This window comes from Microbispora bryophytorum, from assembly GCF_006874465.1.
GTDB lineage: Bacteria > Actinomycetota > Actinomycetes > Streptosporangiales > Streptosporangiaceae > Microbispora > Microbispora bryophytorum.
In genome coordinates, this window is sequence record NZ_VIRL01000015.1 from 1 (window position 1) to 22,701 (window position 22,701).

The window sequence follows — 22,701 nt, forward strand, 5'->3', positions numbered from 1 at the left end:
GGCGAACAGGAAGAAGGCCGTCGCCCGTGTCGCCCGCGCACACGCCAGGGTGACCGACGCGCGCCGGGACTTCGCGCACAAGCTCTCCACCCGGATTATCCGCGACAACCAAGCGGTGATGGTGGAGGACTTGTCCGTGAAGGGCCTGGCCCGCACGAAGCTCGCCAAGTCCGTACACGACGCCGGATGGGGCCGGCTCACGGCGATGCTCGCCTACAAGGCCGCCCGGCACGGCCGGACCTTCGTGAAGGTGGATCGCTGGTTCCCCAGCTCGAAGCTCTGCTCGGCCTGCGGGACCGTCGCCGAGTCGATGCCGCTGAACCTCCGGTCGTGGACCTGCCCGTGCGGGGCCGTCCACGACCGGGACGTCAACGCGGCGATCAACATCCTGGCCGCCGGACGGGCGGACAGGCTAAACGCCTGCGGAGGGACCGTGAGACCCGCCGCCTAGCGGAGGGCAGGACCCGGTGAAACAGGAAGCCACAGAAGCGCCGCACGCGCGGCCCAGGCTGAATCCCCAGCCTTCACTTCAGGCTGGGGAGCGCGTCAAACCTGCTCTGCCCCGGGAATCGGAATCCGGCTGGGCGGGGTGACCGGCCGGCCGTAGAGGATCGATGCCCAGGCGTTGGTGAGGACGTCGACGAGGACCTCCTCGTCGACGAACGGGGGGACACCGGCCGCGGCCAGATAGTAGAGCCGTTCACCCATCCAGGTCAGCGACGCGGCGACCGCGCGCACGTCCATGTCCCCGAGCCGCCTGCGGACCTGCGGGTCGGACTCGATACGGGCCGCGGCGGCGTCGGTGAACAGGTTCATCTGTTCCAGCCAGAGGGCTCGCAGCCCCTCGTCCGAGCCCTGGCTCTCCACGATCGCCATGAGGATGCCCGCGTTGTCGCGCCACAGCCGGGCGCCGTCCCGCACCCCCGCACGCAGCGCGGCGACGGGGTCCTGCGACCCGCCGATCCACGGGTCCGCGGCCTGCTGCCCCTGCGCGACGGCGTCGCGCACCAGCTCGCCGAGCACGGCCTGCTTGCTCGGGAAGTAGAAGTAGAAGCTCGCCCGGGAGACCTCCGCGGCGGTGAGGATGTCGGCGACGCTGAGGGCGTCGAAGCGGCGCTCCCGCAGCAGCTCGCGGGTCGCGGACAGGATCCGCTCCCGCAACCCGGTGGACGCCGGCTCCGCGGCCGATCTACGGGCCGGCTGCGCGCCGGGCTTCGAAGGCATGCCCCTCAGGATACCGACGTGCTGTACGGACGCCTTGTACATACATTGTGTCCATACATGATGTATGGTGCTTCCATGACACATTCTGCCATCGGCATGAGGTACCGCACCTTGGGCACGAGCGGTCTTCGGGTGCCCGAACTGATCCTGGGCGCGATGACCTTCGGAGAGCAGGGCGGGGTGGGCGCACCGCTAGCGGAGTGCCGGCGGATGCTCGACCTGTACGCCGAGGCCGGCGGCAACATGATCGACACGGCCGTCAACTACCGCGACGGAGCCAGCGAGGAGATCCTCGGCGAGCTGCTCGAGGGCAGGCGCGAGTCGTTCGTCCTCGGCACGAAGTACACCGTCTCCCGCGACCGCTCCGACCCGAACGCCGCGGGGAACCACAGGAAGAACCTCCGGGCCTCCCTGGAGACCAGCCTGCGCCGGCTGCGTACGGACTACCTCGACCTCTTCTGGGTGCACATGTGGGACCGTGACACGCCCATCGAGGAGACCATGCGCGCGCTGGACGACGCCGTCCAGGCCGGCAAGGTGCTCTACGTGGGCATCTCCGACGCCCCCGCCTGGGTCGTGGCCCGCGCCAACACCCTCGCCGAGTGGCGCGGCTGGAGTCCCTTCATCGGCCTGCAGGTGCCGTACAGCCTGCTGCAACGGGACATCGAACGGGAACTGCTCCCCATGGCCGAGTCCCTCGGGCTCGGCGTCACGGCGTGGAGCCCGCTCGGCGGCGGGGTGCTGTCCGGCAAGTACACGCTGCCCGGTGGACACACCCGCCAGGACGGGGCCGCGCCCACGGGACGGCTGAAGGCCGAGTCGCTCTCGGCCCGCGACCACGCCGTCGCCCGGGCCGTGCAGGAGGCCGCCGACGACCTCGGCGCGACCCCGGCACAGGTCGCGATCGCGTGGACGATGAGCCGCTCTCCCGCCGTCCATCCGATCGTCGGGGCGCGTTCCGCCGACCAGCTACGTGGCAATCTCGCCGCAGCCGGCCTCGCGCTCCCCCCTGAAGTGCGCACGCGCCTGGAAGATGCCACCGAGTTCACCCTCGGATTTCCCGGCGACTTCATCGCCCAGACCTCGCCGTGGGTGTTCGGCGCCGCGCTCGCCGACCCCTCTTCCGGCACATCCAGGCGATGAGGGCCGCGTCAGCGCCTGCGGCCCACTCCGCCGAGGAACCGCCTGCTTCCCCGGCGCGATAACGACCGTTCCCTCCTACCGGTGGCGGAAGGCGGCGGCACCGGCGGCGGCGATCGCCACCGACAGGACCACGACGACCGTGAGCGCCCCCAGAGGGTTGCGGTGCCGTACGGGCGCGATCGCGCGCATGGCCGGCACCCGGTAGACCGGTGACCTCGACGGCGACGGGGTGGGGCGCGGCGTCGGACGAGGGCGGGGGGACGGCACCGCGACGGGCGGCCGGGGCGCGGCCGCCGCCCGATGCGGGGAGTGCCGTGGCGCCGGTGCGGGCTTCTCGGGGGCCCGTGGCGGTGGCGGCGGCTCGGGGGAGGGCGCGGGGGGCGGTTCCGGAGGGGGCACGGCGGTCGGCGGCGTGCAGCCGGGTCTTCCGATGCCGATCTCGGCGTGCAGGTCGACGATCACGTCCACGTTGAGGCAGACGCCGACCCGCAGGCCCGGTACGCCCGGGTCGTCGGCCGTGAGGGACGCGCCCGCGTCGGCCCGCACCGGGGCGGGAGACGCGGCGGTCAGCGTGGCGCACGTCAGCGCGGCGCAGGCGGAAGCGGCCGCGACCGCGACGGCCGCGCGCGGGCCCGCCGTCCTGCCCATGTCAGTGGCCCTCGGGGATCCGCTGGAACTCGTGCAGGGCGCTCACGAACGCGTCGGGCTTCACCGCCAGGCCTCCGCTGAAGGGGTGGGAGATGTTCCAGGCGAGATAGACGCCGACGCCGAGCAGGACGGCCATCGCCGTCACCGGCACGAGCGTGAGCCCCCGGGGGCGGGCCCCGGCCAGGAACGGGAAGACGACGACGAGGACGCCCGTGAGGACCGTCAGCAACATGACGCCGGGAGGCAGCGCGGTGCCCACATCGGCGGCGCGCTGCCGACGGGCGGCGGACAGGTCCCCCATCCGCTCCAGCACCGTGTCCCTGGCGTCGCGCGCCTCGTCGGTCGTGATCGGCAGTTCGGTCACGCGGGCGCGCAGCGACTCCAGTCGCGCCGTCCCCTCGGTGCCGAGGTGTCCTGCCGCCATCTGCGGCCATTCGTCCTCGAGGACGTATCTCGCGTACTCGCGCAGTCCCTCGCGCACCTGGGCGGCGTCGGGGGCGGGGAGCGGCGCGGCGGCCCAGTAGGCCTCCACCAGCGCCTGGGTCTCCGCGTAGGTGTTCTGCCGCGCCGAGTCGGCCGAGGTCCACGGCACGACGATCGCGATGGCGAACACGAGCAGGAACAGCGAGGAGAGCATCGAGCCGGCGTGACCGGCGGACGCGCCGCCGGGATCGCGATCGTCGGTGCCCCGGCCCAGCACGCGGAACAGAAGGGCCGCCACGGCCACCAGCCCGACGGCCGCCGCGACCGCGAGTACGCCTATGAGCATGTCATCTCCACAGACACTTTGCTGATTACAAGTAGTGACATGACTATCACATGAAGTAACCATTGACCAGCGAGGACGGGCAAGTGACGGCGCGGCCTGCCCCGGCGGCCGGGACCTGTCATGGCAGGATCGGCGCGGAGGTGAGCGCATGCGCGTAGTGATCGCGGGCGGGCACGGGAAGATCGCCCTTCGGCTGGCACGTCTGATGAGCGGGCGGGGCGACGCGCCGGTGGGGCTGATCCGCAACCCGGATCAGATCGCGGACGTGGAGGCGGCCGGCGCCGAGGCGGTGCTGTGCGACCTGGAGCGGACCACGCCGCAGAAGGTGGCCGAGATCCTCCGGGGAGCCGGAGCCGTCGTCTTCGCCGCCGGGGCGGGACCGGGCAGCGGCGCCGCGCGCAAGTTCACGGTGGACGAGGGCGCCTCGGTGCTGCTCGCCGACGCGGCCGAACGGGCCGGCGTGGCCCGCTTCGTCCAGATCTCCTCGATGGGCGCGGGATCGCCGCCCGCGCCGGGCAGCGACGAGGTCTGGGCGGCCTACATCACCGCGAAGACGGCCGCGGAGGAGGACCTGCGCGCCCGCCCGCTCGACTGGACGATCCTGCGGCCGGGGCGGCTCACCGACGGGCCGGGGACCGGCCTGGTGACACTGGCCGATCCGTCGCTTCCCTCCGGGGCGGTGCCGCGCGACGACGTCGCCGCCGTGATCGCCGCGCTGATCGACGCCCCGGAGACGCGGCATCGCGTCCTCGAACTCATCGGCGGGGGCGTGCCCGTCGACGAGGCCGTGCGCCTCGTGCTGATGCGGTGACCGACCGGACCTCGCCGGTACCGTTACCCATGTTGCCTCAGATGGCAAGGGGCCTTAAATACCCAATCGAGCACTAAGTTATACCGTTACGGAAAAATCCCATATGTGGGGCGTTCATGCGCCTTGACGCCGTTTTCGGGGTGCCAAAGACTTCCCTCGAACTCGCGTGATCACTCCGGGCCGGCCCCCCTTCCCGGAAGGCACGCCAGATGGAGGAAACTCGATGAGTAGCTCTCCCCGGCGAGCGCGGCGCTACGCCGCCGCGCTGGCACTCCCCCTGGCGATCGCCCTGAACGCCCTTCCGGCGTTCGCCGATCCCTCTCCCGCTCCGGTCCCGCCCGACCGCGCGTCCAGCACCGCGCAGAACGGCGTCGCGCTGATGCGCGTCGTCGTCGCCGACCAGTCGGCCGTGGACAGGCTGATCGCCCTGGGCGTCGACCTCGCCGAATACAGCAAGCCGGTCGACGGCGGCATCGAAGTGCACGCCGTGCTCAGTCCCGAAGAGGCGCGGAATCTGCGCGACCGTGGCTTCGACGTCCGCGACGCCATCTCCGACCAGAGCGACTACGCCGCGAACCTCACCGAACGCCGGCAGGCCCTCGCCGCCGCGTCGGCCGACGCGGCGGAGACCGACACGCTGACCCCGCTGCGCGCCGAGTGGTTCACCAGCCTCGACAACCAGCGTTTCCTGTCGGTGGAGGTGAAGACGAGCGCGACCGACGCCCAGACGGTGCTCACCGCCACCTGGGACAGCGGCCCCGGCACGGCCCCCGACTCCGGCGGCTCGACGACGATGTCCCGCTTCACCGACGCGGGGCAGTACATGTACCACCGGTTCAACTCGCCGCTGCCGATCACGGAGGCCCCCGCCCAGGTCACGATCACCAGCAGCCGGGGCGGCTCGATCACCGTGCCGGTGACCAAGTGGCTGGGCGAGCCGCGCAAGGCGCCGAGCAAGCACTACGTGCAGGACTTCGTCGACCACTACATGGACCCCACCGAGGTCACGAACCGGATCGTGTGGCTGTCCAAGCAGTTCCCGGAGATCTCGGAGGTCGTCGACCTCCCGTACAAGACGAACGGCTACCGCCGCCAGGCGCAGGCGCAGTTCGGCGCGGGCTCGGGAAGCGCGCTGGCGAGCACGTTCTACGTGACGTCCAAGGCGTACGGCAGCGAGGGCGGCAACGACGTCAGCGTCGCGCTGGTGAACCCCGGGACCGCCTCGGCCCCGCTTTCCGTCGCCGTCAACGGCAAGGACGTCGTGGTCAACCTGGCCACGGACGCCTCCGGCGCGGTCAGCAGCACGGCCGCCCAGGTCGTGGGCGCCGTCAACGGCGACTCGGCGGCGTCGACGCTGCTGACCGCCGACCTCTACCGGACCGGCAACGGCTCCGGTGTGGTGACCGCGGCTCCGGCGACGAAGCTGACCGACAACCTGAAGGCGCCCGCAAGCATCTCGCGTCAGCCGTTCCAGATGAAGGCGCTGCGCATCGGCAAGAGCCGGGACGGCTCGAAGACCGGGGTGTTCCTCTACTGCCAGGAGCACGCCCGTGAGTGGGTGACCCCGCTCACCTGTGTGGAGACCGCCGAGCGGCTGCTGCGCAACTACGCGCTCGACGCGGACACCAGGAAACTGGTGAACAACCTCGACATCTTCATCGTGCCGACGATCAACCCCGACGGCGCCCACTACTCGATGTACGACTACAACATGCAGCGCAAGAACATGGTCAACTACTGCGCCGCCGACGGGTCGGACCCGGCGCGCCGCAACTCCTGGGGCGTCGACCTCAACCGCAACTTCTCGGTGGGCAGCGTCTTCGACGGATTCAACGGCGGCTCGACCACCTGCACCGGCGAGACCTTCTCCGGCCCGGCGGAGCTGTCGGAGCCGGAGACGCGCAACGAGGTGTGGCTCACGGAGAAGTTCCCGAACATCAAGTTCGCGATGAACACCCACTCCTACGGCGGCTACTTCATGTGGCCTCCGGGGGCGTACAAGACCGCCGGTCGGGAGACGCTGCCGCGCCCCGATCTGGGCACGGAGGAGTACTTCTGGAACGCCTCCACCCACATCCTGTCCGCCGTCCAGGGCTGGCGCGGCACGGCGATCTGGCCGGGGCGCACCGGCCCGGTGATCGACGTGCTCTACTCGGCGGCCGGCAACAGCGCCGACGAGTTCTGGTACAACAAGGGCATCATCGGCTGGGACTTCGAGGTCGGCGCCGACGTCTACGACCCGGCGACCAAGAGGTACAACGCGGTCGGCTTCCAGCCTCCGTTCGAGGAGGGCCACGAGGAGGCGATGGAGTTCTCCAACGGCCAGATCGGCATCCTTGAGGTCGCCCAGATGTACCAGAAGGACAAGCAGAAGCCCGAGTCGAAGCTCGTGGTGACCGACAGGGCCGACACCTCGGCGACGTTCACCTTCACGGTGGACGAGCCGGCGAACGTCTACTACACCCTCGACGGCAGCCGGCCGAACCTGAGCTCGCCCAAGCTGACCTCCGCGGGCATGCGCGAGGGCGCCGCGAAGATCTCGATCGACAAGACCACCGAGGTGCACTGGTTCGCCATGGACCTCGCGGGCAACGTCGAGAAGAACTACAAGCCGAACGGCAACGGCAAGAACTACAACACGGAGACCGTCACGGTCGAGACGGCTCCGGCGCTCGCGCTGACCGCGACCGCCTCGTCCCGCTGCATCGGCACCTCGGCGTACGTCGCGGTGACGGCCGTCAACGGATCGGACGCACCCGCCACGGTGACGCTGACGACCCCGTACGGCAACAAGACGGTGGCCGACGTGGCTCCGGGCAAGCAGGCCTACCAGTCCTTCAACACCCGGGCCGAGCAGCTCGACGCGGGCACGGTGACCGTCACCGGCACCGCGACGGTCAACGGCAAGCAGGTCACCTCGTCCTACGACGCGCCCTACACGGCGACCGGCTGCCGCTGAACCGCCCAGGAGCGTCAGCCACGACTCAGCACAACCCGGGGCCGGCCGACAAGCCGGCCGGCCCCGCCCCCCCATATATGGAGCGATGACCACATGAGAATCACCAGGACCACGCAGGTGCTCGCCGCGTCGGTGCTCGGCCTCGCCCTCGCCGGCCTGGCCACCCCCGCACTGGCCGACGACCCCGGCAGCGGCAGCGGCATCGACGTGTCGGTGACGATCGAGCCCACCACCACCCCCGGCCAGATCTCCATGACCGTCGCCGACAACGACGGCGTGTCCCTGCAGGAGAACGGCTCCGACGCCACCGCCCGCCAGTTCGTCGGCACCCTCCCGACGGTCACGGTCACCGACACCCGCCGGCCCGAAGACATCCCCGCCGGGGAGTTCTGGGCCGTCGTCGGCCAGTCCAGCCAGTTCGTCGCGGCCGACGACCCGGCCAAGACCATCGGCCCGGAGTACCTGGGCTGGAAGCCGCGCCTGCTCAGCGAGTCCACCACCGGCGCGGTGGCGGCCGGTGAGCCGGTCTCCAGCGTCATCGGCGACGGCACCGGAGCCCCCGAGGTGGGTCTGGAGAGCCAGGAGCTGCTGGTCTCCACCGCCAACTCCGCCGACGAGATCGGCACCTCCCAGGTCAACGCCGACCTCGCCCTGCGCACCTCCACCGACGTCGCCGCCGGTGAATACCACTCCACCCTGACCCTGTCCCTGTTCAACCAGTCCTGAACCGGAGGCGGGTGACAACCGCCCCCTGTGGACGTCCGCACCGTGGGCGAGTCCGGCCCACGGTGCGGACGTCTGTGATGAGACCGTTCCCGGGGCGCCCTCGCCCTCCTCGCCGTCCTTCCCACTGTCGGTGCGACCGCGTTCGCCCGCCGAACCCGCCCTGTTCGGGGCGAGGTGACACAGGGTTAGGAAATCCTGACTTAGCGGAATGTTGACCGGGCGGTCAATCAGGCAGACCGTCGGGTCAACAGGTCACCTCTCCCCCCGTACGGAGGCACGGATGGATCTCACGAGATCGTTGTCCGACATCGTCGCCCTCGTCGCCGGGCTGGTCGCGGTGCTCGCGCCGTTCTTCTGGGCCGACGCCCAGGCCGCCGCGCAGCCGCTGCTCATCCTCGGCGCTCTGCTCGTCGTCTCCGCCCTGTGGTCCATCCTGGGCGCGGGCGGCGCCGGCTCCTGGGTGACCGCGGCGTTCGGCGCACTGCTGTTCGTCTCCCCCTGGGCGTTCGGCTTCGACGGCGACGCCGCCTCGGCGTGGACCGCCTGGATCACCGGCGCGGTCACCGTCGTCGTCGGCCTGCTCACCGTCCTGCAGGTGCGCGGCCGCACGACCGCGGCCGCCTGACCCCTCACCCGCACCACGACGCGTACGGCCCCGCCGCCCGTCGCCCCTCCGGCGACCGGCGGCGGGGCCGTACGCCTTTCCGGCCTTTCCGGCTCGGGCGGTCGGCAGGAGCGGTGAACAGGGGTCTCACCTGCGCCGGGACCAGGGTCGCGCTTATCACCCCGCAGGCGATGTGTCGCCACTTGACTTTGGCGCGATCTCCGCTCAATCTGTTGCGTATAGCGCTTCCTGTTCCACCTTACGAAACCGGAAACCTCCGCATGATTCCTGCGTGCCCCATCGCCGCCCTGCCCCGGGGCGAGGCTCTCCGAATCGAGACAGATCCCCCGATCGCCGTCTTTCACACCGAGGACGGTGAACTGTACGCGGTGGACGACACCTGTACGCACCAGGACGCGTCGCTGGCGGACGGGTGGCTGGAAGGGTGCGAGGTGGAGTGCCCCCTGCACGCGTCGCGCTTCGACCTGCGCACGGGCCGGGTGGACGCTCCTCCCGCGAAGCTTCCGGTGCGCACCCACCAGGTGGTGGTCCGGGACGAGACCGTCTACGTCGTGCCCTCGGACCTGCCGCCGAACCTGCCGCCCGGCGTCCGCACCGGTTCGGCCTGAGCCACCGTGAGGGTGCCGTGAAATCCGTCGCCATCGTCGGCGCGTCGCTCGCCGGGCTGTCGGCGGCCCGCGCGCTGCGCGCCCAGGGCTTCGGCGGGCGCCTGACGATCGTCGGGGCCGAGCCGCACCGCCCCTACGACCGGCCCCCGCTGTCCAAGGAGTTCCTCGCCGGCCAGATGACGACGGCGGACCTCGCCCTGGAGGGCGACGGCGAGGACCTCGACGCCGAGTGGCGCCTGGGCGTCGCCGCGACCGGGCTGGAGCAGGGCCGGTCGCTGCGGATCGCGCTCGCCGACGGCTCCGCGGTCGAGGCCGACGGCGTGGTGATCGCCACCGGCGCGGTCGCCCGCACCCTCGGGGGCAACCTCGCCGGCGTGCACACGCTGCGCACGATCGAGGACGCGGCGGCCCTGCGGGCCGATCTCGACGCCGCCCGGCGGCTCGTGGTGATCGGGGCGGGCTTCATCGGCGCGGAGGTCGCCTGCGTCGCGCGCACGCTCGGGCTCGACGTGACGATCGTCGAGGCGGCGCCCGCGCCGTTCGCCCGCGCGCTCGGGCCCGAGATGGGCACCGCGCTCGCCGGGCTGCACGAGGCGCACGGGGTGCGCCTGATCTGCGGCGCCGCCGTACGAACCCTGACGGGCGAGGGCCGCGTCGACGGCGTGCTGCTGGAGGACGGGCGCCGCCTGGACGCCGATGTGGTCCTCGTCGGCATCGGCGCGCGGCCGGCGGTGGACTGGCTCGACGGCAGCGGCGTGACGGTCGGCGACGGCGTCGTCTGCGACACCGGCGGCGCGACGAGCGTGCCGGGAGTCGTCGCGGTCGGCGACTGCGCCGCCTGGTTCGACCCCGCTCTCGGCGCCCACCTGCGCGTGGAGCACTGGACCGGCGCGGCGCGGCGTCCCGCGACCGCCGCGCGAACGCTGCTGTCCGGCGGCGCCGCCGTTCCGGACACCCTCGCGCCGCCCTACCTGTGGTCCGACCAGTACGGCATGCGCGTGCAGTTCGCCGGGCACACGCTGCCGGGAGACGAGGTGAGCGTCGAGGAGGGCGACCTCGCGTCCCGCCGCTTCCTGGCCGTCTACCGGCGGGAGGGCCGCACGGTCGCGGTGCTCGGCGTCGACCAGCCGCGCTCGTTCACCCGGTGGCGGCGGCGCGTGAACGAGCCCGCCGGGGCGCGATGAGCGCCGTCGCGCCCACGACCCGCGTCATCCCGCGTGGCCGAGACGGTGGCTGATGTCGGCGGCGCCCGCGACGAGCACGGGCGCGAGCTCGCGCATGCGCTCCTCGCTGAACCGGTAGGCCGGGCCGGAGGCGCTGACGGCCGCCACCACCTCGCCCTCGTGGGAGCGGATGGGCGCGGCGATGGCGTTCAGCCCGATCTCGTACTCCTCCGCGGTGACCGCGTAGCCCCGCCGCAGCGCCTCGTCGAGCTGCCGGCGCAGTACCGCGGCGTCGGTCACCGTGGCGGGGGTGAAGCGCTCCAGCCCGGCGGCGGCGATGAGCCGTTCGCGGCGCCGCTCGTCGAGGTGGGCGAGCAGGACCTTGCCGCTCGACGTGGCGTGCAGCGGGGTGGGCTGGCCGACCCAGTTGTACGCGGTCACGGCCGCCTGGCCGCGCACCTGGTCGAGGTTGATGGCGTAGTGGGACCGCGCGACGGCGATGTTGACGGTCTCGCCGATCTCCTCGGCGAGCCGCCGGCACACCGGGCGGCTCTGCTGGACGAGGTCGAGGCGCGCGGCCACCCCGGCGGCGAGCCGGACGACGCCGAAACCGAGGCGATACTTGCCGCGGTCCTCGGCCTGCTCCGCCAGGCCGCGTGCCTCCAGGGCGCCGAGGAGCCGGAACGCGGTGGACTTGTGGACGCCGATCTCCGCGGCGACCTCGCTCACACCGGCCTCACCGCGCTGGGAGAGGATTTCCAGAATCGTCACGGCCCGGTCCACCGACTGGACGCCGCCGCTCCCCTCGGGCCGTACGGCGGCCTCACCGGCTTCCGCGAGATCGGGGCCCGGCGCGTGACGTTGCGAATGCTGCACTCTATTGCGCATATCAATATCATCCTGCCCGGGAGGCGGACATGTATGACTTTGTCATCGTCGGTGGTGGATCAGCGGGGAGCGCTCTCGCGAACCGGCTGTCGGCCGACCCCTCGAACCGCGTACTCGTGCTGGAGGCGGGCCGTCCCGACTACCTGTGGGACGTGTTCATCCACATGCCGGCCGCGCTGATGTTCCCCATCGGCAGCCGGTTCTACGACTGGAAGTACGAGTCCGAGCCCGAGCCGCACATGAACGGCCGGCGCATCTACCACGCCCGGGGGAAGGTGCTCGGCGGGTCGAGCAGCATCAACGGCATGATCTTCCAGCGCGGCAACCCCATGGACTACGAGCGCTGGGGCGCCGACCCGGGCATGGAGACCTGGGACTTCGCCCACTGCCTGCCGTACTTCAAGCGCATGGAGAACTGCCTGGCCGCCGACGCGTCGGATCCGATGCGCGGGCACGACGGGCCGCTGGTGCTGGAGCGCGGCCCGGCCAGGAATCCGCTGTTCAAGGCCTTCTTCGAGGCCGTGCAGCAGGCGGGCTACCCGCTGACCGACGACGTGAACGGCTACCGCCAGGAGGGCTTCGCGCCGTTCGACCGCAACCTGCGCCGCGGGCGCCGCCTGTCGGCCGCCCGGGCCTACCTCCACCCGGTGATGAACCGCCCGAACCTCACGGTCAAGACCGGGGCGTTCGTCACGAAGATCCTGTTCGAGGGCACGCGCGCGGTCGGCGTCGAGTTCGACGGCAAGCGGGTGCGGGCCGGCGAGGTCGTCCTCTGCGGCGGCGCGATCAACTCCCCGCAGCTCCTGCAGCTGTCCGGCGTGGGCGACGCCGACCACCTGAAGGCGCACGGCGTCGACGTGGTCCACGACCTGCCCGGCGTCGGCGAGAACCTCCAGGACCACCTGGAGGTCTACATCCAGTACGCCTGCAAGCAGCCGGTCTCGATGCAGCCCGCGATGAAGTGGCGCAACCGGCCGATGGTCGGCGCCCAGTGGCTGTTCCTGCGCAGGGGGCCCGGCGCGACCAACCACTTCGAGGCCGGCGGCTTCGTCCGCGGCAACGACGACGTCGACTACCCCAACCTGATGTTCCACTTCCTGCCCGTCGCCGTGCGATACGACGGCAGCGCGCCGGCCGGCGGGCACGGCTACCAGGTGCACATCGGGCCGATGTACTCCGACGCCCGCGGCACGGTGAAGATCAAGAGCTCCGACCCCCGCGTGAAGCCCGCGCTGCGGTTCAACTACCTGTCCACCGACCAGGACCGCCGCGAGTGGGTCGAGGCCGTACGGGTGGCCCGCGACATCCTCAACCAGTCAGCCATGAACGGGTTCAACGGCGGCGAGCTGTCCCCCGGCCCGGAGGTCGAGACCGACGAGCAGATCCTCGACTGGGTGGCGAAGGACGGCGAGACCGCTCTGCACCCCTCCTGCACGGCGAAGATGGGCGTCGACGAGATGTCCGTGGTCGACCCGCTGACCATGGGGGTGCACGGTCTGGAGGGCCTGCGGGTCGTGGACGCCTCGGTCATGCCGTACGTCACGAACGGCAACATCTACGCGCCGGTGATGATGGTCGCGGAGAAGGCGGCCGACCTGATCCTCGGTAACACTCCCCTGGCCCCCGAGCCGGTGGAGTTCTACCGGCACAGGAAGGACGCCTGACATGAAGGACCTGTACATCGGCGGGCAGTGGCGCGACGCGGCCGAGGGCGGGCGGCGCGAGATCCACTGCCCGGCCGACGGACAGCACGTGGCCACCGTCGCGGAGGCCGGCCGCGCCGACACGGAGGCCGCGATCGCGGCGGCCCGGCAGGCGTTCGACGAGGGCCCGTGGCCGCGCACGCCGGAGCGGGAGCGCGGGGCGTTGCTGCTGCGGGTGGCCGATCTGCTGCGGCGCGACAAGGCCGAGATCGCGCGGGCGGAGTCGCTGGACACCGGCAAACGCCTGGTGGAAAGCGAATACGACGTCGACGACGTGATCGCGAGTTTCCGCTACTTCGGCGGGATCGCGGGCACCGACGCCGGGCGGGCGGTCGACACCGGCCGCGCCGACGCGATCAGCCGCGTGGTCTACGAGCCGGTCGGGGTCTGCGGCCTGATCACGCCGTGGAACTACCCGCTGCTGCAGACCTCCTGGAAGGTGGCGCCCGCGCTGGCGGCGGGCAACACCTTCGTGCTCAAGCCGAGCGAGCTGACCCCGTCCACCGCGATCCTGCTGATGCGGCTGCTGGAGGAGGCGGGCCTGCCGCCGGGGGTGGGCAACCTGGTGCTCGGGGCCGGCGCGGAGGCGGGCGCGCCGCTGGCCGAGCACCCCGCGGTGGACATGGTGTCGTTCACCGGCGGTCTGGCGACCGGGCGCTGGATCATGGCCTCCGCCGCGCAGACGGTCAAGCGCGTCGCCCTGGAGCTGGGCGGCAAGAACCCCAACATCGTGTTCGCCGACGCGGACTTCGACGCCGCGGTCGACTTCGCCGTGACCGCGGTGTTCCTGCACTCGGGGCAGGTCTGCTCGGCCGGCGCCCGGCTGCTGGTGGAGGACTCGATCCACGAGAGGTTCGTGGACGCGGTGGTGCGCCGGGCCGAGCGGATCAGGCTGGGCGGGCCGTTCGACCCCGAGGCCGAGACCGGGCCGCTGATCTCGGCCGGGCACCTGGCCAAGGTCGAGGCGTACGTCGAGGCGGGGATCGCCGAGGGCGCGAACCTGCGCTGCGGCGGGCGGCGCCTGGAGGGGAAGGGCCACTTCTTCCCGCCGACGGTGCTGGACGGCTGCCACCGCGGCATGCGGGTGGTCCGGGAGGAGTCGTTCGGGCCGGTGCTGACGGTGGAGCGGTTCTCGGGCGAGGACGAGGCCGTCGCCCTGGGCAACGACACCGACTACGGCCTCGCCGGTGCCGTGTGGACGACGGACGCGGGCAGGGCGCAGCGGGTGGCCGGCCGGCTGCGGCACGGCACCGTGTGGATCAACGACTACCACCCGTACGTGCCGCAGGCGGAGTGGGGCGGGTTCAAGCAGTCCGGCGTCGGCCGGGAGCTCGGCCCGACCGGCCTGAACGAATACCGCGAGATCAAGCACATCTGGCAGAACACCGATCCCCGCCCCCAGCACTGGTTCCGCCCCTGAGTCAGTCGCCTCGCCCGTGCGCGGCGAGGAACTCCCCGATGCGCGCGTCCATCTCGGCCGGCGCCGCGAGGGGAAGGGTGTGATGGGTGGCCCCGGGCAGCACGGCCGTCTCCACGCGGGGCAGCAGCGCCGCGGCGGAGGCGGCCACCCGGCCGATGTCGTGCGCCCTGCTGCGCTCGGCCAGCAGGAGCAGCACCGGGAGCCGCAGCGCCCGCAGCGCCTCCGGGCCGGGGCGCGGACCGGTCAGGGGCCGGGCGGCGGGGAAGGCGGCGGCGTGGTCGTAGAGGCGCAGCCACGTCTCGTCCAGCGCCGCGCCCCGGGTCTCCCATTCGAGGAACGCGCGGCGTCGCCGTACGGTCGGGCGCAGCAGCATCGGCAGGGCGCGCAGCAGGTAGCGGCGGGAGAAGCCGGTGAAGCAGTTCGTCGGGTCGACCAGGACCAGCGCCCTCACCCTTGCGGGCGCGTGCGCCGCGTAGTGCAGGGCGCTCCACGCCCCGTAGGAGTGGCCGCACAGAGACACTGCCGGGGACACTCCTGAGGCGCCGAGCCCGTCGAGCACGGCGTCGAGCCAGGCCATCTGGTCGCGCAGCGTCCGGATCGCCCGCTCGCCGGCGACGCTGCGTCCCGCCTCTCCGACGGTGTCGACCGCGTGCACCCGGTGGGCCGTGCCCAGCGCCCTCGCCGTGCCGGACCAGACGGTCGAAGTGGTGCCGCCGCCGTGGAGGAGGACCACCGGCGGTGCGCCCGCGGGGCCGACGGAGTTGACGTGGGTCGTGCCGTAGGGCGTGCGGATCTCCGCCGCCTCGGTGGAGGCGGGCCAGCGCGCCGCCAGGACGGCGTCGTAGGCCGCGAGAAATCCGTCGTCAGTGCTCTCCATGACCGCCTCCACAATGCCTCGCTGAGCGATACTCTCGTTCAACGAGATAATAGGAGGTTTCATGATGACGCGCGGCCACGAGGGCCCGGAGATGGAGATCTTCCACCTGCTGCGGGCGGTCACGGTGGAGTACGGCCTGCGGCAGGCGGAGTTCGCGGCCGAGCACGGCATGCACGTCACCGACGTGCGGGCGCTCATCTGCCTGCTGGACGCGGAGCGGGCCGGGATCGACGCCACCGCCGGCTTCCTCGGCGCCGGGCTGGGCCTGAACTCGGCGGGCACCACGGGGGTCGTCGACCGGCTCGAACGGCTCGGCCTGGTCAGCCGGGCCCGCGACGTCAGGGACCGGCGCCGGGTCCTGCTGAGAGTCGAGGACCGCGCCAAGGAACTGGGCTGGAGCTACTTCGGCCCGCTCATCGACAGGACGGTCGGAGTGCTGTCCGGGTTCGACGAACGGCAGACGGCCGCCGTGCGACTCTTCCTCACCACCGCGCTGGACGCGTTGACGGCGCGAGACCGATGAGCCGACACGGGGAGCATGCTGGGGGTATGGAGGTGTCCGTACGCTTCTCGCCCGAGCTGTGGATCTTCCTCGCGTCGCGCGACCGGCGGCCCGAGGTGCGCCTGCCGTACGACGGGACGTCCTCGCTCGGCCACCTGATCGAGTCGGCGGGCGTTCCGCTGACCGAGATCGGCGAACCGGTCGCCGGAGGCCGCCCGGTCGAGCGGTCGTATCGGCCGGGCCCGGACGAGGTGGTGGAGGTGCCGGCCGTGCCCAGGCCGCAGGCCGTGCCGGACTGCCGGTTCGTCCTCGACGTCCACCTCGGCACGCTGGCGCGGCGGCTGCGCCTGGTCGGCCGGGACACCGCCTACCGCAACGACATGGACGACGACGCCCTGATCGCGCAGGCCGGCGCCGAGGACCGGGTGCTGCTCACCCAGGACCGGGGCATCCTGCGCCGCCGGTCGCTGCGGTGCGGCGCGTACGTGCGCGGCGCCCGGCCGGACGACCAGTTCCTCGACGTGCTCGACCGCTTCCGCCCGCCGCTGACTCCGTGGACCCGCTGCACGGCCTGCAACGGGCGGCTCGCCCCGGTCGGCAAGGCCGAGGTGGAGGACGCGCTGGAACCCGGGACCCGGCGCAGCTACGACGAGTTCGCCCACTGCCTCGCCTGCGGCCGGATCTACTGGCACGGCGCCCACGGCGGGAATCTGGCCGCCGTCGTCGACCGCGCCCTCCGCGCGGCCGGGTTGCGTCTCCAGTAGGGGGAGGCGCGAGGGTGGGGGCATGGACGGCGACACGCTCTACTCGATCGGTGAGCTGGCCCGGCGGACCGGACTGACGGTCAAGGCCATCCGGTTCTACTCCGACTGCGGGATCGTGCCGCCCACCGGCCGCAGCCCGGCCGGCCACCGCCTCTACGACATCGACGCCGCCGCCCGGCTGGAGCTCGTACGGACGCTGCGCGACCTGGGGATCGACCTGCCCACGATCCGCAAGGTCCTCGACCGGGAGCTGTCCCTGGCGCAGGTCGCGGCGGCGCACGCCGAGGCGCTGGCGACGCAGATCCGGGTGCTGCGCCTGCGGCGCGCGGTGGCGACGGCGGTGGCACGGCGCGGCTCCACCCCTGAGGAGATGTATCTCATGCACAGACTGGCCAGGCTTTCCGACGGCGAGCGCCGCCGCCTGATCGACGGCTTCCTCGACGCCGCCTTCGGCGGCCTGGACGCCGGCCTGACGGGGATCAGGCGCACGATGACCCCCGAACTGCCCGACGACCCCGAGGACGGGCAGGTCGAGGCGTGGATCGAGCTGGCCGAGCTGGCCGCCGACCCGGAGTTCGGGGCGCTCATGCGGCGCGTCACCGAGCAGCACCTGACAGACCACGTGCGGGGAGACGTCCCGCGCCCGGGCGCGGTGGCGATGGTCCGCGACCACGTCGCCCCCGCACTCGCGGCGGGCGTCGGCAGCGCCTCACCCCAGGCGGACGCGGTCGTCGCCTCAGTGGCCGCCCGGTACGCCGACCTCGTCGGCCACCCGGACGACACCGCCCTGCGACGCCGGCTGCTCACCTTGCTGGAGACCGCGAACGACCCGCGCAGGGAGTCGTACCTCCGGCTGCTCGCGGTGGTCAACGGCTGGCCGCCCCCGGACCCGCTGGCCCCGGCCCTCACCTGGTTCGTCGCCGCCCTGCGCGCTCGCACTTCGTGAGACGCGCCCCGGCGCCTTCTGCGAAGATCACTCCGAAATGTCCCCGCGCTCCGGAGTGTCCGCCATGACCGATGGCCGCTCAGCCTTCGCCGAGGTGTTCTCCCACTACCGGGAGCTGCTGCGGAAAGAGCCGTGGCTGGAGACGGCCGTCTGCTGGACGGTCGTCGTCCCGCACGAGCCCCGGCCGTTCTCCGCCGCCGACTTCGGAGCCCGGGTGAGCGGCGGAACCCCGCACGAGGCGCACGAGGCCGCCCCGCTGGAGGCGCTCCCCTACTACGACGGGGTCCACCCGATGTCGGTGGCGCCCGCGGGCCCGGCCGTGGTGCTGTTCGAGAACAACGGATTCTTGGGCAGCCTGCCCGAGGTGCTGCGACGGCTCAGCCGCGACGGACGGGTGTGCGGCGTCTACTGGAACGTGGAGGGCGACAACAGGCTCAACTACGCGGCCGACGGCCGGGTGCTGGTCGGCCTCGACGCGATGTTCTGGGACGAGTGGACGGGCGACGACGTCGCGGTGCTCGAACCCGAGTTGCGCGCCATGACCGACCTGCTGGCCGGGGACGAGGACGACTGGCAGGCCGCCGCGATGACCGTGGTCGAGCTGGTGACGGGGGTGCGCCTCACCGCCGAATGGCTGTCCGGAGCGCATCCCTACCTCACCTTCCAGTGGCCCCTGGCGACGGAGCCGCCCTCACCCGAGGAACTCGCCGAATACCGGAACGACCCGGAGGTGAAACTGAGGGACGCGGTGCGGGCCGCGCCGGAGTCGCGGCAGTTCACCGCTCTCACACACCTGGCAGGGCTGCTCGCCACCCGGTTCCGCCTGGGCGAGTTCCCCGTCGTACGAGACGTCCTGGTCGACCTCGCGTCGGGGCGGCGCGCCGGGGACGCCTACCATCACGCCGGTCTGGCCCTGGGCGACGGCTGGCCGGCGGTCCGCGAGACCATTCGCGAGATCCTGTCCGGCACGGACGCCTGAACGCCGCGCACGCGGCCCGGAATCACGAGGTCGTGACGCCTCCCACGCGACGTAGCGCCTCGGGCGTGAGGTCCTTGAGGGTGGGATATCCGTCGACGGCCATGATGAGGTCCGCTTCGGCCAGTATCGAGCGCAGCACGTGCACGACACCGTCGACGCCGCCGACCGCCAGCGCGAACGCGTACGGGCGGCCGATCCCCACCGCGGTGGCGCCCAGCGCCAGCGCCTTGACGACGTCGGCGCCGCTGCGCACACCCGAGTCGAACAGGACCGGCAGCCCGTCGGCGGCCTCGACCACGCCGGGCAGGCACTCCAGGGCGGGCAGTCCTCCGTTGGCCTGCCGTCCCCCGTGGTTGGAACAGTAGACGGCGTCCACGCCGTGGTCCTTGGCGCGACGGACGTCCTCGGGGTGGCAGATGCCTTTGAGCATCAGCGGCAGTCTGGTCTGCGACCGCAGCCAGTCGAGGTCGTCCCACCTGAACGGTCCGCCGAAGATCGGGAATCTGCGCACGAACGCCTCGGTGGCGTCCTCGCCGGGTCGCAGTCCCCGCCGGAACACGGGGTCGCTGGTGTAGTTGCTCAGGCATCCGCTGGGCACCTGCGGATAGCTCGATGCGCGCAGGTCCCGGGGCCGCCAGCCGGTGACCCAGGTGTCCAGGGTGACGGCGATGCCCGTGAACCCCACCGCCTCGGCGCGGTGCACCAGGCTCGCGGCCAGGTCCCGATCGGGCGGCGTGTAGAGCTGGAAGAAGCCGGGCGTGTCGCCGAGCGCCGCGGCCACGTCCTCCATCGGATCCGCGGAGAGGGTCGCCGCGAAGAACGGAACGTGCGTACGCGCGGAGGCTCGCGCGCACGCGAGGTCGCCGTGGCCGTCCTGGGCGCACACCCCGATCACTCCGATGGGCGCCATGAACACCGGCGAGGGCAGCCGCGTCCCGAACAACTCGATCGACATGTCGCGCTCGGCGGGAGCGACCAGCATGCGCGGATACAGGCCCCAGTGCGTGAACGCCTCGCAGTTGGCCCGCTGGGTGTGCTCGTCGCCGGCGCCGCCGGCCACGTATCCCCAGACCTTCGGCGGCATCGCGGCCGACGCCCGCTCTTCCAGCTCCGCGAAGGTCATCGGATAAGGCGGCTGATGGCCGGTCTGTCCCTGGGCGTACAGCTCGTCCTGATACTCCGCGAAACTCATACGTGCGCGTTACCCCTGGCCGGATGCACTACCCGAGCCGGGCGGCCAAGCGGCCTCCAAGTATGCGGAAAGGAGCCGGTGGCCCGTCCGCGGCGTCCGGCGCTGCCGTTCCAGCCGCCCGTCGCCCGCCCCGGGCAGCCCCGGGCAGCCCCGGGGCGGCGGACGCGTCAGGAGGCGGCCGAACAGGACGAGTTCAGCTCCTTGTCGAACCAGTCGATCGTGCGGCGCAGGCCGGTGACGGGATCGACGCGCGGACGCCAGCCGAGCCGCTCCTGCGCGAGCGAGGTGTCGGGACGGCGGACGGCGGGGTCGTCGACCGGCCGCTCGACGAACCGGATTGGGGAGGACGAGCCCGCCAGATCGCGGATCGTCTCCGCCAGCTCGGTCATCGACATCTCCGCCGGGTTGCCGATGTTCACCGGCCCGGCGAAGTCGCTCTCGGCCAGCGCGAGCACGCCGTCGATCGTGTCGTCGACGTAGCAGATCGACCGCGTCTGGCTGCCGTCGCCGGTCACGGTGATCGGCTCGCCCAGCAGCGCCTGACGGATGAACGTGGGGATCGCCCGGCCGTCGTGGGGCCGCATTCGCGGGCCGTATGTGTTGAAGATCCGCACGATCGCGGTGTCGGCGCCCCGCGAGTCGCGGTAGGCCGTGGACAGCGACTCGGCGAACCGCTTGGCCTCGTCGTACACGCTGCGCGGCCCGACCGGGTTGACGTTGCCCCAGTACGTCTCCTTCTGCGGGTGCTCCAGCGGGTCGCCGTACACCTCGCTGGTGGAGGCGAGGACGAACCGCGCGCCCTTCTCGGCGGCGAGCCCGAGGGCGTGCAGCGTCCCCATGCTGCCGACCTTCAGCGTCTCGATCGGATGGCGCAGGTAGTCGGCGGGAGACGCGGCCGAGGCGAAGTGCAGCACCAGGTCGACCTGGCCCGGCACATGGACGAACCCGGTGAGGTCGCACTCCACCAGCCGGAAGGCCGGCCGCCCGATCAGATGCTCGACGTTGCGCGGCGACCCGGTCAGGAAGTTGTCCAGGCAGACGACCGCCGCACCACGCTCCACCAACCGTTCGCACAGGTAGGAGCCGAGGAACCCGGCTCCCCCGGTGACCACGACACGGGATCCCTTCACCGCACTCCCACCCTTCGCAACCTTCCGACGGCGTCGAGCACCTCGGGCACCCCGATCTCGAGCAGCCCCTCCGACGGCCGGTCGCCGTGCGGGTCGCCCCTGCGCCCGGCCCACAACGCGATGTGCGGGCGGCCCGGCGGCGGCCCCCACAGGGCGGGCGGCACCGGGCCGTAAAGGATGACCGAGGGCGTGCCGACGGCGATGGCCAGATGCGACATGCCCGTGTCGCCGCAGACGACGAGCGCCGCGTGCGCCGTCAACGCGGCGAGCTCGGGCAGGTTCGTACGACCGGCCAGCACGGACTCCTCCGGCAGACCGGCGAGCACGGCGACGTGCCGGGCCAGCGCGATCTCGGTCATGCCGCCGGTGACGACGACCCGGTGGCCCTGGCCGGCCAGTTCCGCGGCCACCTGGGCGAAGCGGTCCGGCGGCCACTGCCGTGCCCGGAACGCCGCCCCCGGGTGGATGATCACCTCGCCGCCGGCGAGCGGGCTCGGCCCCGGGTCGCGCAGCGCGAGGTCCTCCGGGTCGGCCGGGACGCCGTACCACTCCAGCAGGGCGCACCACCGCCGCCTCTCGTGCGTCTCCGGCTCCCAGGACGGCCCGTCCGGGCCCGGCACCAGGTGGTGGGCGTGCGTGAGCATGCGGCCCGGCCGGGTGCGGCGCAGCGCCTGGATGCTCTCCGGGCCGCTGCCGTGCAGGTTGACCGCGACGTCCGGCGACTCGTACGGCACGGGCCCCGGCCCGGACACGTCGAGCAGCTCGTCGACGCCGCCGATCAGCGGCAGCAGCCCGCCCAGGTAAGCAGGGGCGGCCAGCACCAAATGGTGCTCCGGGTGCGCCCGCCGCAGCGCCCGCAGCGCGGGCACCGAGGTCAGCAGGTCGCCGAGCCCGAGCCCGCGCAGGGCGAGCAGGACCGGTCTTCGCGGATCTTCTAGGGCCATGACGTCTCCGTGGAGGCGCACACGACGAGCTCCCTGACCTCGCAGTCCCGCGGCTGGCCGAGCGCGAACAGGATCGCCGAGGCGACGTCCTCCGGCTGGTTCAGCCGGGCGTCGGGGCCGGGCTTGTACTGGTCGGGGCGGTCGTCGAAGAAGTTCGTCCGCATGCCGCCGGGGATCAGCAGGGTCACTCCCACCTGCCCGGCCAGCTCGGCCGCCAGGGCCCGGGTGAAGCCCACGACGCCGAACTTCGAGGCGCAGTAGGCCGTCGCGTCGCCGAGCGCGCGCACCCCGAGCGTGGAGGCGACGGTGACGACCCTGCCTCCCGACTCGCGCAGATGCGGCAGGGCCGCCCGGACCACCGCGGCGGTCCCGAGCAGGTTGACCCCGATCACCCGTTCCCACTGCTCGGCGGCCACGTCCTCCAGCCGTCCGCAGGCGTCTATGCCCGCCGCCGTCACGACGCCGTCGAGCCCGCCCGCCCGGTCGGCGAGCTCGCGCACGGCCCGCTCGGCCTGCTCACGGTCGGCCAGGTCGGCCCGGACGTGGTCGAACCCGCCGTCCGGCTCGTTCACGTCCACGACCAGCGGACGTCCGCCCGCCTTGGCGACCGCCGTGGCGGTGGCCCGGCCCAGGCCGGACGCGCCACCGGTGATCAGTACGTTTCCCACCATTGAGGTCGA

General features: G+C 72.3%; 23 protein-coding genes. 14 read left to right on the plus strand and 9 right to left on the minus strand.

All coding sequences use genetic code 11. The features are described 5' to 3' along the window. Window positions 1-451 (plus strand): RNA-guided endonuclease InsQ/TnpB family protein (locus FLX07_RS24300; protein WP_142573728.1); only part of this gene is annotated, 451 nt, incomplete at its 5' end. A 95-nt stretch (window positions 452-546) separates the two neighbouring features. Here FLX07_RS24300 and FLX07_RS24305 read toward each other — a convergent pair. Further along, window positions 547-1,224: a TetR/AcrR family transcriptional regulator gene (locus FLX07_RS24305; protein ID WP_142573729.1), complete on the minus strand. Its 678-nt coding sequence runs from the start codon at window positions 1,222-1,224 to the stop codon at window positions 547-549. 96 nt (window positions 1,225-1,320) lie between these two features. Between FLX07_RS24305 and FLX07_RS24310 the strand changes: the two genes are divergently transcribed. After that, entirely contained in the window at window positions 1,321-2,367 is a 1,047-nt protein-coding gene (locus FLX07_RS24310) for an aldo/keto reductase (protein WP_142574009.1), read from the plus strand. Between the two features lie 75 nt (window positions 2,368-2,442). Here the strand turns inward: FLX07_RS24310 and FLX07_RS24315 are convergent, their stop codons facing one another. After that, window positions 2,443-3,015 carry a hypothetical protein gene (locus FLX07_RS24315; RefSeq protein ID WP_142573732.1) on the minus strand — a complete coding sequence of 191 codons (573 nt, stop codon included), beginning with the start codon at window positions 3,013-3,015 and terminating at the stop codon, window positions 2,443-2,445. Between the two features lies 1 nt (window position 3,016). After that, window positions 3,017-3,784 carry a bestrophin-like domain gene (locus tag FLX07_RS24320; RefSeq protein WP_142573734.1) on the minus strand — a complete coding sequence of 256 codons (768 nt, stop codon included), beginning with the start codon at window positions 3,782-3,784 and terminating at the stop codon, window positions 3,017-3,019. Window positions 3,785-3,932: 148 nt separating this feature from the next. Here FLX07_RS24320 and FLX07_RS24325 point away from each other — a divergent pair, with 148 nt between their 5' ends. From FLX07_RS24325 to FLX07_RS24350, 6 genes are all read left to right on the plus strand, one after another. Then, a complete protein-coding gene (locus FLX07_RS24325) occupies window positions 3,933-4,595 on the plus strand; it encodes an SDR family oxidoreductase (protein WP_142573736.1) in 663 nt (220 codons plus the stop codon). Window positions 4,596-4,818: 223 nt separating this feature from the next. Beyond that, a complete protein-coding gene (locus FLX07_RS24330) occupies window positions 4,819-7,554 on the plus strand; it encodes a M14 family metallopeptidase (protein WP_142573738.1) in 2,736 nt (911 codons plus the stop codon). 93 nt (window positions 7,555-7,647) lie between these two features. After that, on the plus strand, window positions 7,648-8,280 hold the full coding sequence (locus tag FLX07_RS24335) for a hypothetical protein (protein ID WP_142573740.1): 633 nt from the start codon (window positions 7,648-7,650) through the stop codon (window positions 8,278-8,280). Between the two features lie 280 nt (window positions 8,281-8,560). Beyond that, window positions 8,561-8,905 (plus strand): SPW repeat domain-containing protein, encoded by a 345-nt coding sequence (locus FLX07_RS24340; RefSeq protein ID WP_142573742.1) that lies wholly within the window; start codon window positions 8,561-8,563, stop codon window positions 8,903-8,905. Between the two features lie 260 nt (window positions 8,906-9,165). After that, window positions 9,166-9,513 (plus strand): bifunctional 3-phenylpropionate/cinnamic acid dioxygenase ferredoxin subunit, encoded by a 348-nt coding sequence (locus FLX07_RS24345; RefSeq protein ID WP_142573744.1) that lies wholly within the window; start codon window positions 9,166-9,168, stop codon window positions 9,511-9,513. 17 nt (window positions 9,514-9,530) lie between these two features. Further along, a complete protein-coding gene (locus FLX07_RS24350) occupies window positions 9,531-10,697 on the plus strand; it encodes an NAD(P)/FAD-dependent oxidoreductase (RefSeq protein ID WP_142573745.1) in 1,167 nt (388 codons plus the stop codon). A 24-nt stretch (window positions 10,698-10,721) separates the two neighbouring features. Here FLX07_RS24350 and FLX07_RS24355 read toward each other — a convergent pair whose 3' ends face one another. Beyond that, window positions 10,722-11,564 (minus strand): IclR family transcriptional regulator, encoded by an 843-nt coding sequence (locus tag FLX07_RS24355; RefSeq protein WP_142573747.1) that lies wholly within the window; start codon window positions 11,562-11,564, stop codon window positions 10,722-10,724. A 29-nt stretch (window positions 11,565-11,593) separates the two neighbouring features. Here FLX07_RS24355 and betA point away from each other — a divergent pair, with 29 nt between their 5' ends. After that, window positions 11,594-13,228, plus strand: a complete 1,635-nt coding sequence (gene betA, locus FLX07_RS24360) for a choline dehydrogenase (RefSeq protein WP_142573749.1) — start codon at window positions 11,594-11,596, stop codon at window positions 13,226-13,228. A 1-nt stretch (window position 13,229) separates the two neighbouring features. After that, entirely contained in the window at window positions 13,230-14,687 is a 1,458-nt protein-coding gene (locus FLX07_RS24365; protein ID WP_142573751.1) for an aldehyde dehydrogenase family protein, read from the plus strand. A 1-nt stretch (window position 14,688) separates the two neighbouring features. Here FLX07_RS24365 and FLX07_RS24370 read toward each other — a convergent pair whose 3' ends face one another. Next, window positions 14,689-15,564 carry an alpha/beta fold hydrolase gene (locus tag FLX07_RS24370; RefSeq protein WP_142573753.1) on the minus strand — a complete coding sequence of 292 codons (876 nt, stop codon included), beginning with the start codon at window positions 15,562-15,564 and terminating at the stop codon, window positions 14,689-14,691. Window positions 15,565-15,625: 61 nt separating this feature from the next. On the opposite strand from FLX07_RS24370, the gene FLX07_RS24375 reads away from it, so the two are divergent. The 4 genes from FLX07_RS24375 (at window position 15,626) to FLX07_RS24390 (ending at window position 18,755) form a co-directional block, all read left to right on the plus strand. After that, window positions 15,626-16,087, plus strand: coding sequence for a MarR family transcriptional regulator (locus FLX07_RS24375; protein WP_208762365.1), 462 nt, complete (start codon window positions 15,626-15,628; stop codon window positions 16,085-16,087). 26 nt (window positions 16,088-16,113) lie between these two features. After that, window positions 16,114-16,830 (plus strand): Mut7-C RNAse domain-containing protein, encoded by a 717-nt coding sequence (locus FLX07_RS24380; RefSeq protein WP_142573755.1) that lies wholly within the window; start codon window positions 16,114-16,116, stop codon window positions 16,828-16,830. 22 nt (window positions 16,831-16,852) lie between these two features. Continuing rightward, window positions 16,853-17,776 (plus strand): MerR family transcriptional regulator, encoded by a 924-nt coding sequence (locus FLX07_RS24385; RefSeq protein ID WP_142573756.1) that lies wholly within the window; start codon window positions 16,853-16,855, stop codon window positions 17,774-17,776. 64 nt (window positions 17,777-17,840) lie between these two features. Next, a complete protein-coding gene (locus tag FLX07_RS24390) occupies window positions 17,841-18,755 on the plus strand; it encodes a DUF6461 domain-containing protein (protein ID WP_142573758.1) in 915 nt (304 codons plus the stop codon). 22 nt (window positions 18,756-18,777) lie between these two features. Here FLX07_RS24390 and FLX07_RS24395 read toward each other — a convergent pair whose 3' ends face one another. The 4 genes from FLX07_RS24395 to FLX07_RS24410 form a co-directional block, all read right to left on the minus strand. Beyond that, a complete protein-coding gene (locus tag FLX07_RS24395; protein ID WP_142573760.1) occupies window positions 18,778-19,947 on the minus strand; it encodes an alpha-hydroxy-acid oxidizing protein in 1,170 nt (389 codons plus the stop codon). Between the two features lie 167 nt (window positions 19,948-20,114). After that, window positions 20,115-21,077: a UDP-glucuronic acid decarboxylase family protein gene (locus tag FLX07_RS24400; RefSeq protein WP_142573762.1), complete on the minus strand. Its 963-nt coding sequence runs from the start codon at window positions 21,075-21,077 to the stop codon at window positions 20,115-20,117. Next, a complete protein-coding gene (locus FLX07_RS24405) occupies window positions 21,074-22,021 on the minus strand; it encodes a glycosyltransferase family 9 protein (protein ID WP_142573764.1) in 948 nt (315 codons plus the stop codon). Before FLX07_RS24405 ends, FLX07_RS24400 begins: the two co-directional genes overlap by 4 nt. Next, window positions 22,012-22,692 (minus strand): SDR family oxidoreductase, encoded by a 681-nt coding sequence (locus tag FLX07_RS24410; protein ID WP_142573766.1) that lies wholly within the window; start codon window positions 22,690-22,692, stop codon window positions 22,012-22,014. The genes FLX07_RS24405 and FLX07_RS24410 overlap by 10 nt, the downstream gene beginning before the upstream one ends. Window positions 22,693-22,701 lie beyond the last annotated feature (9 nt).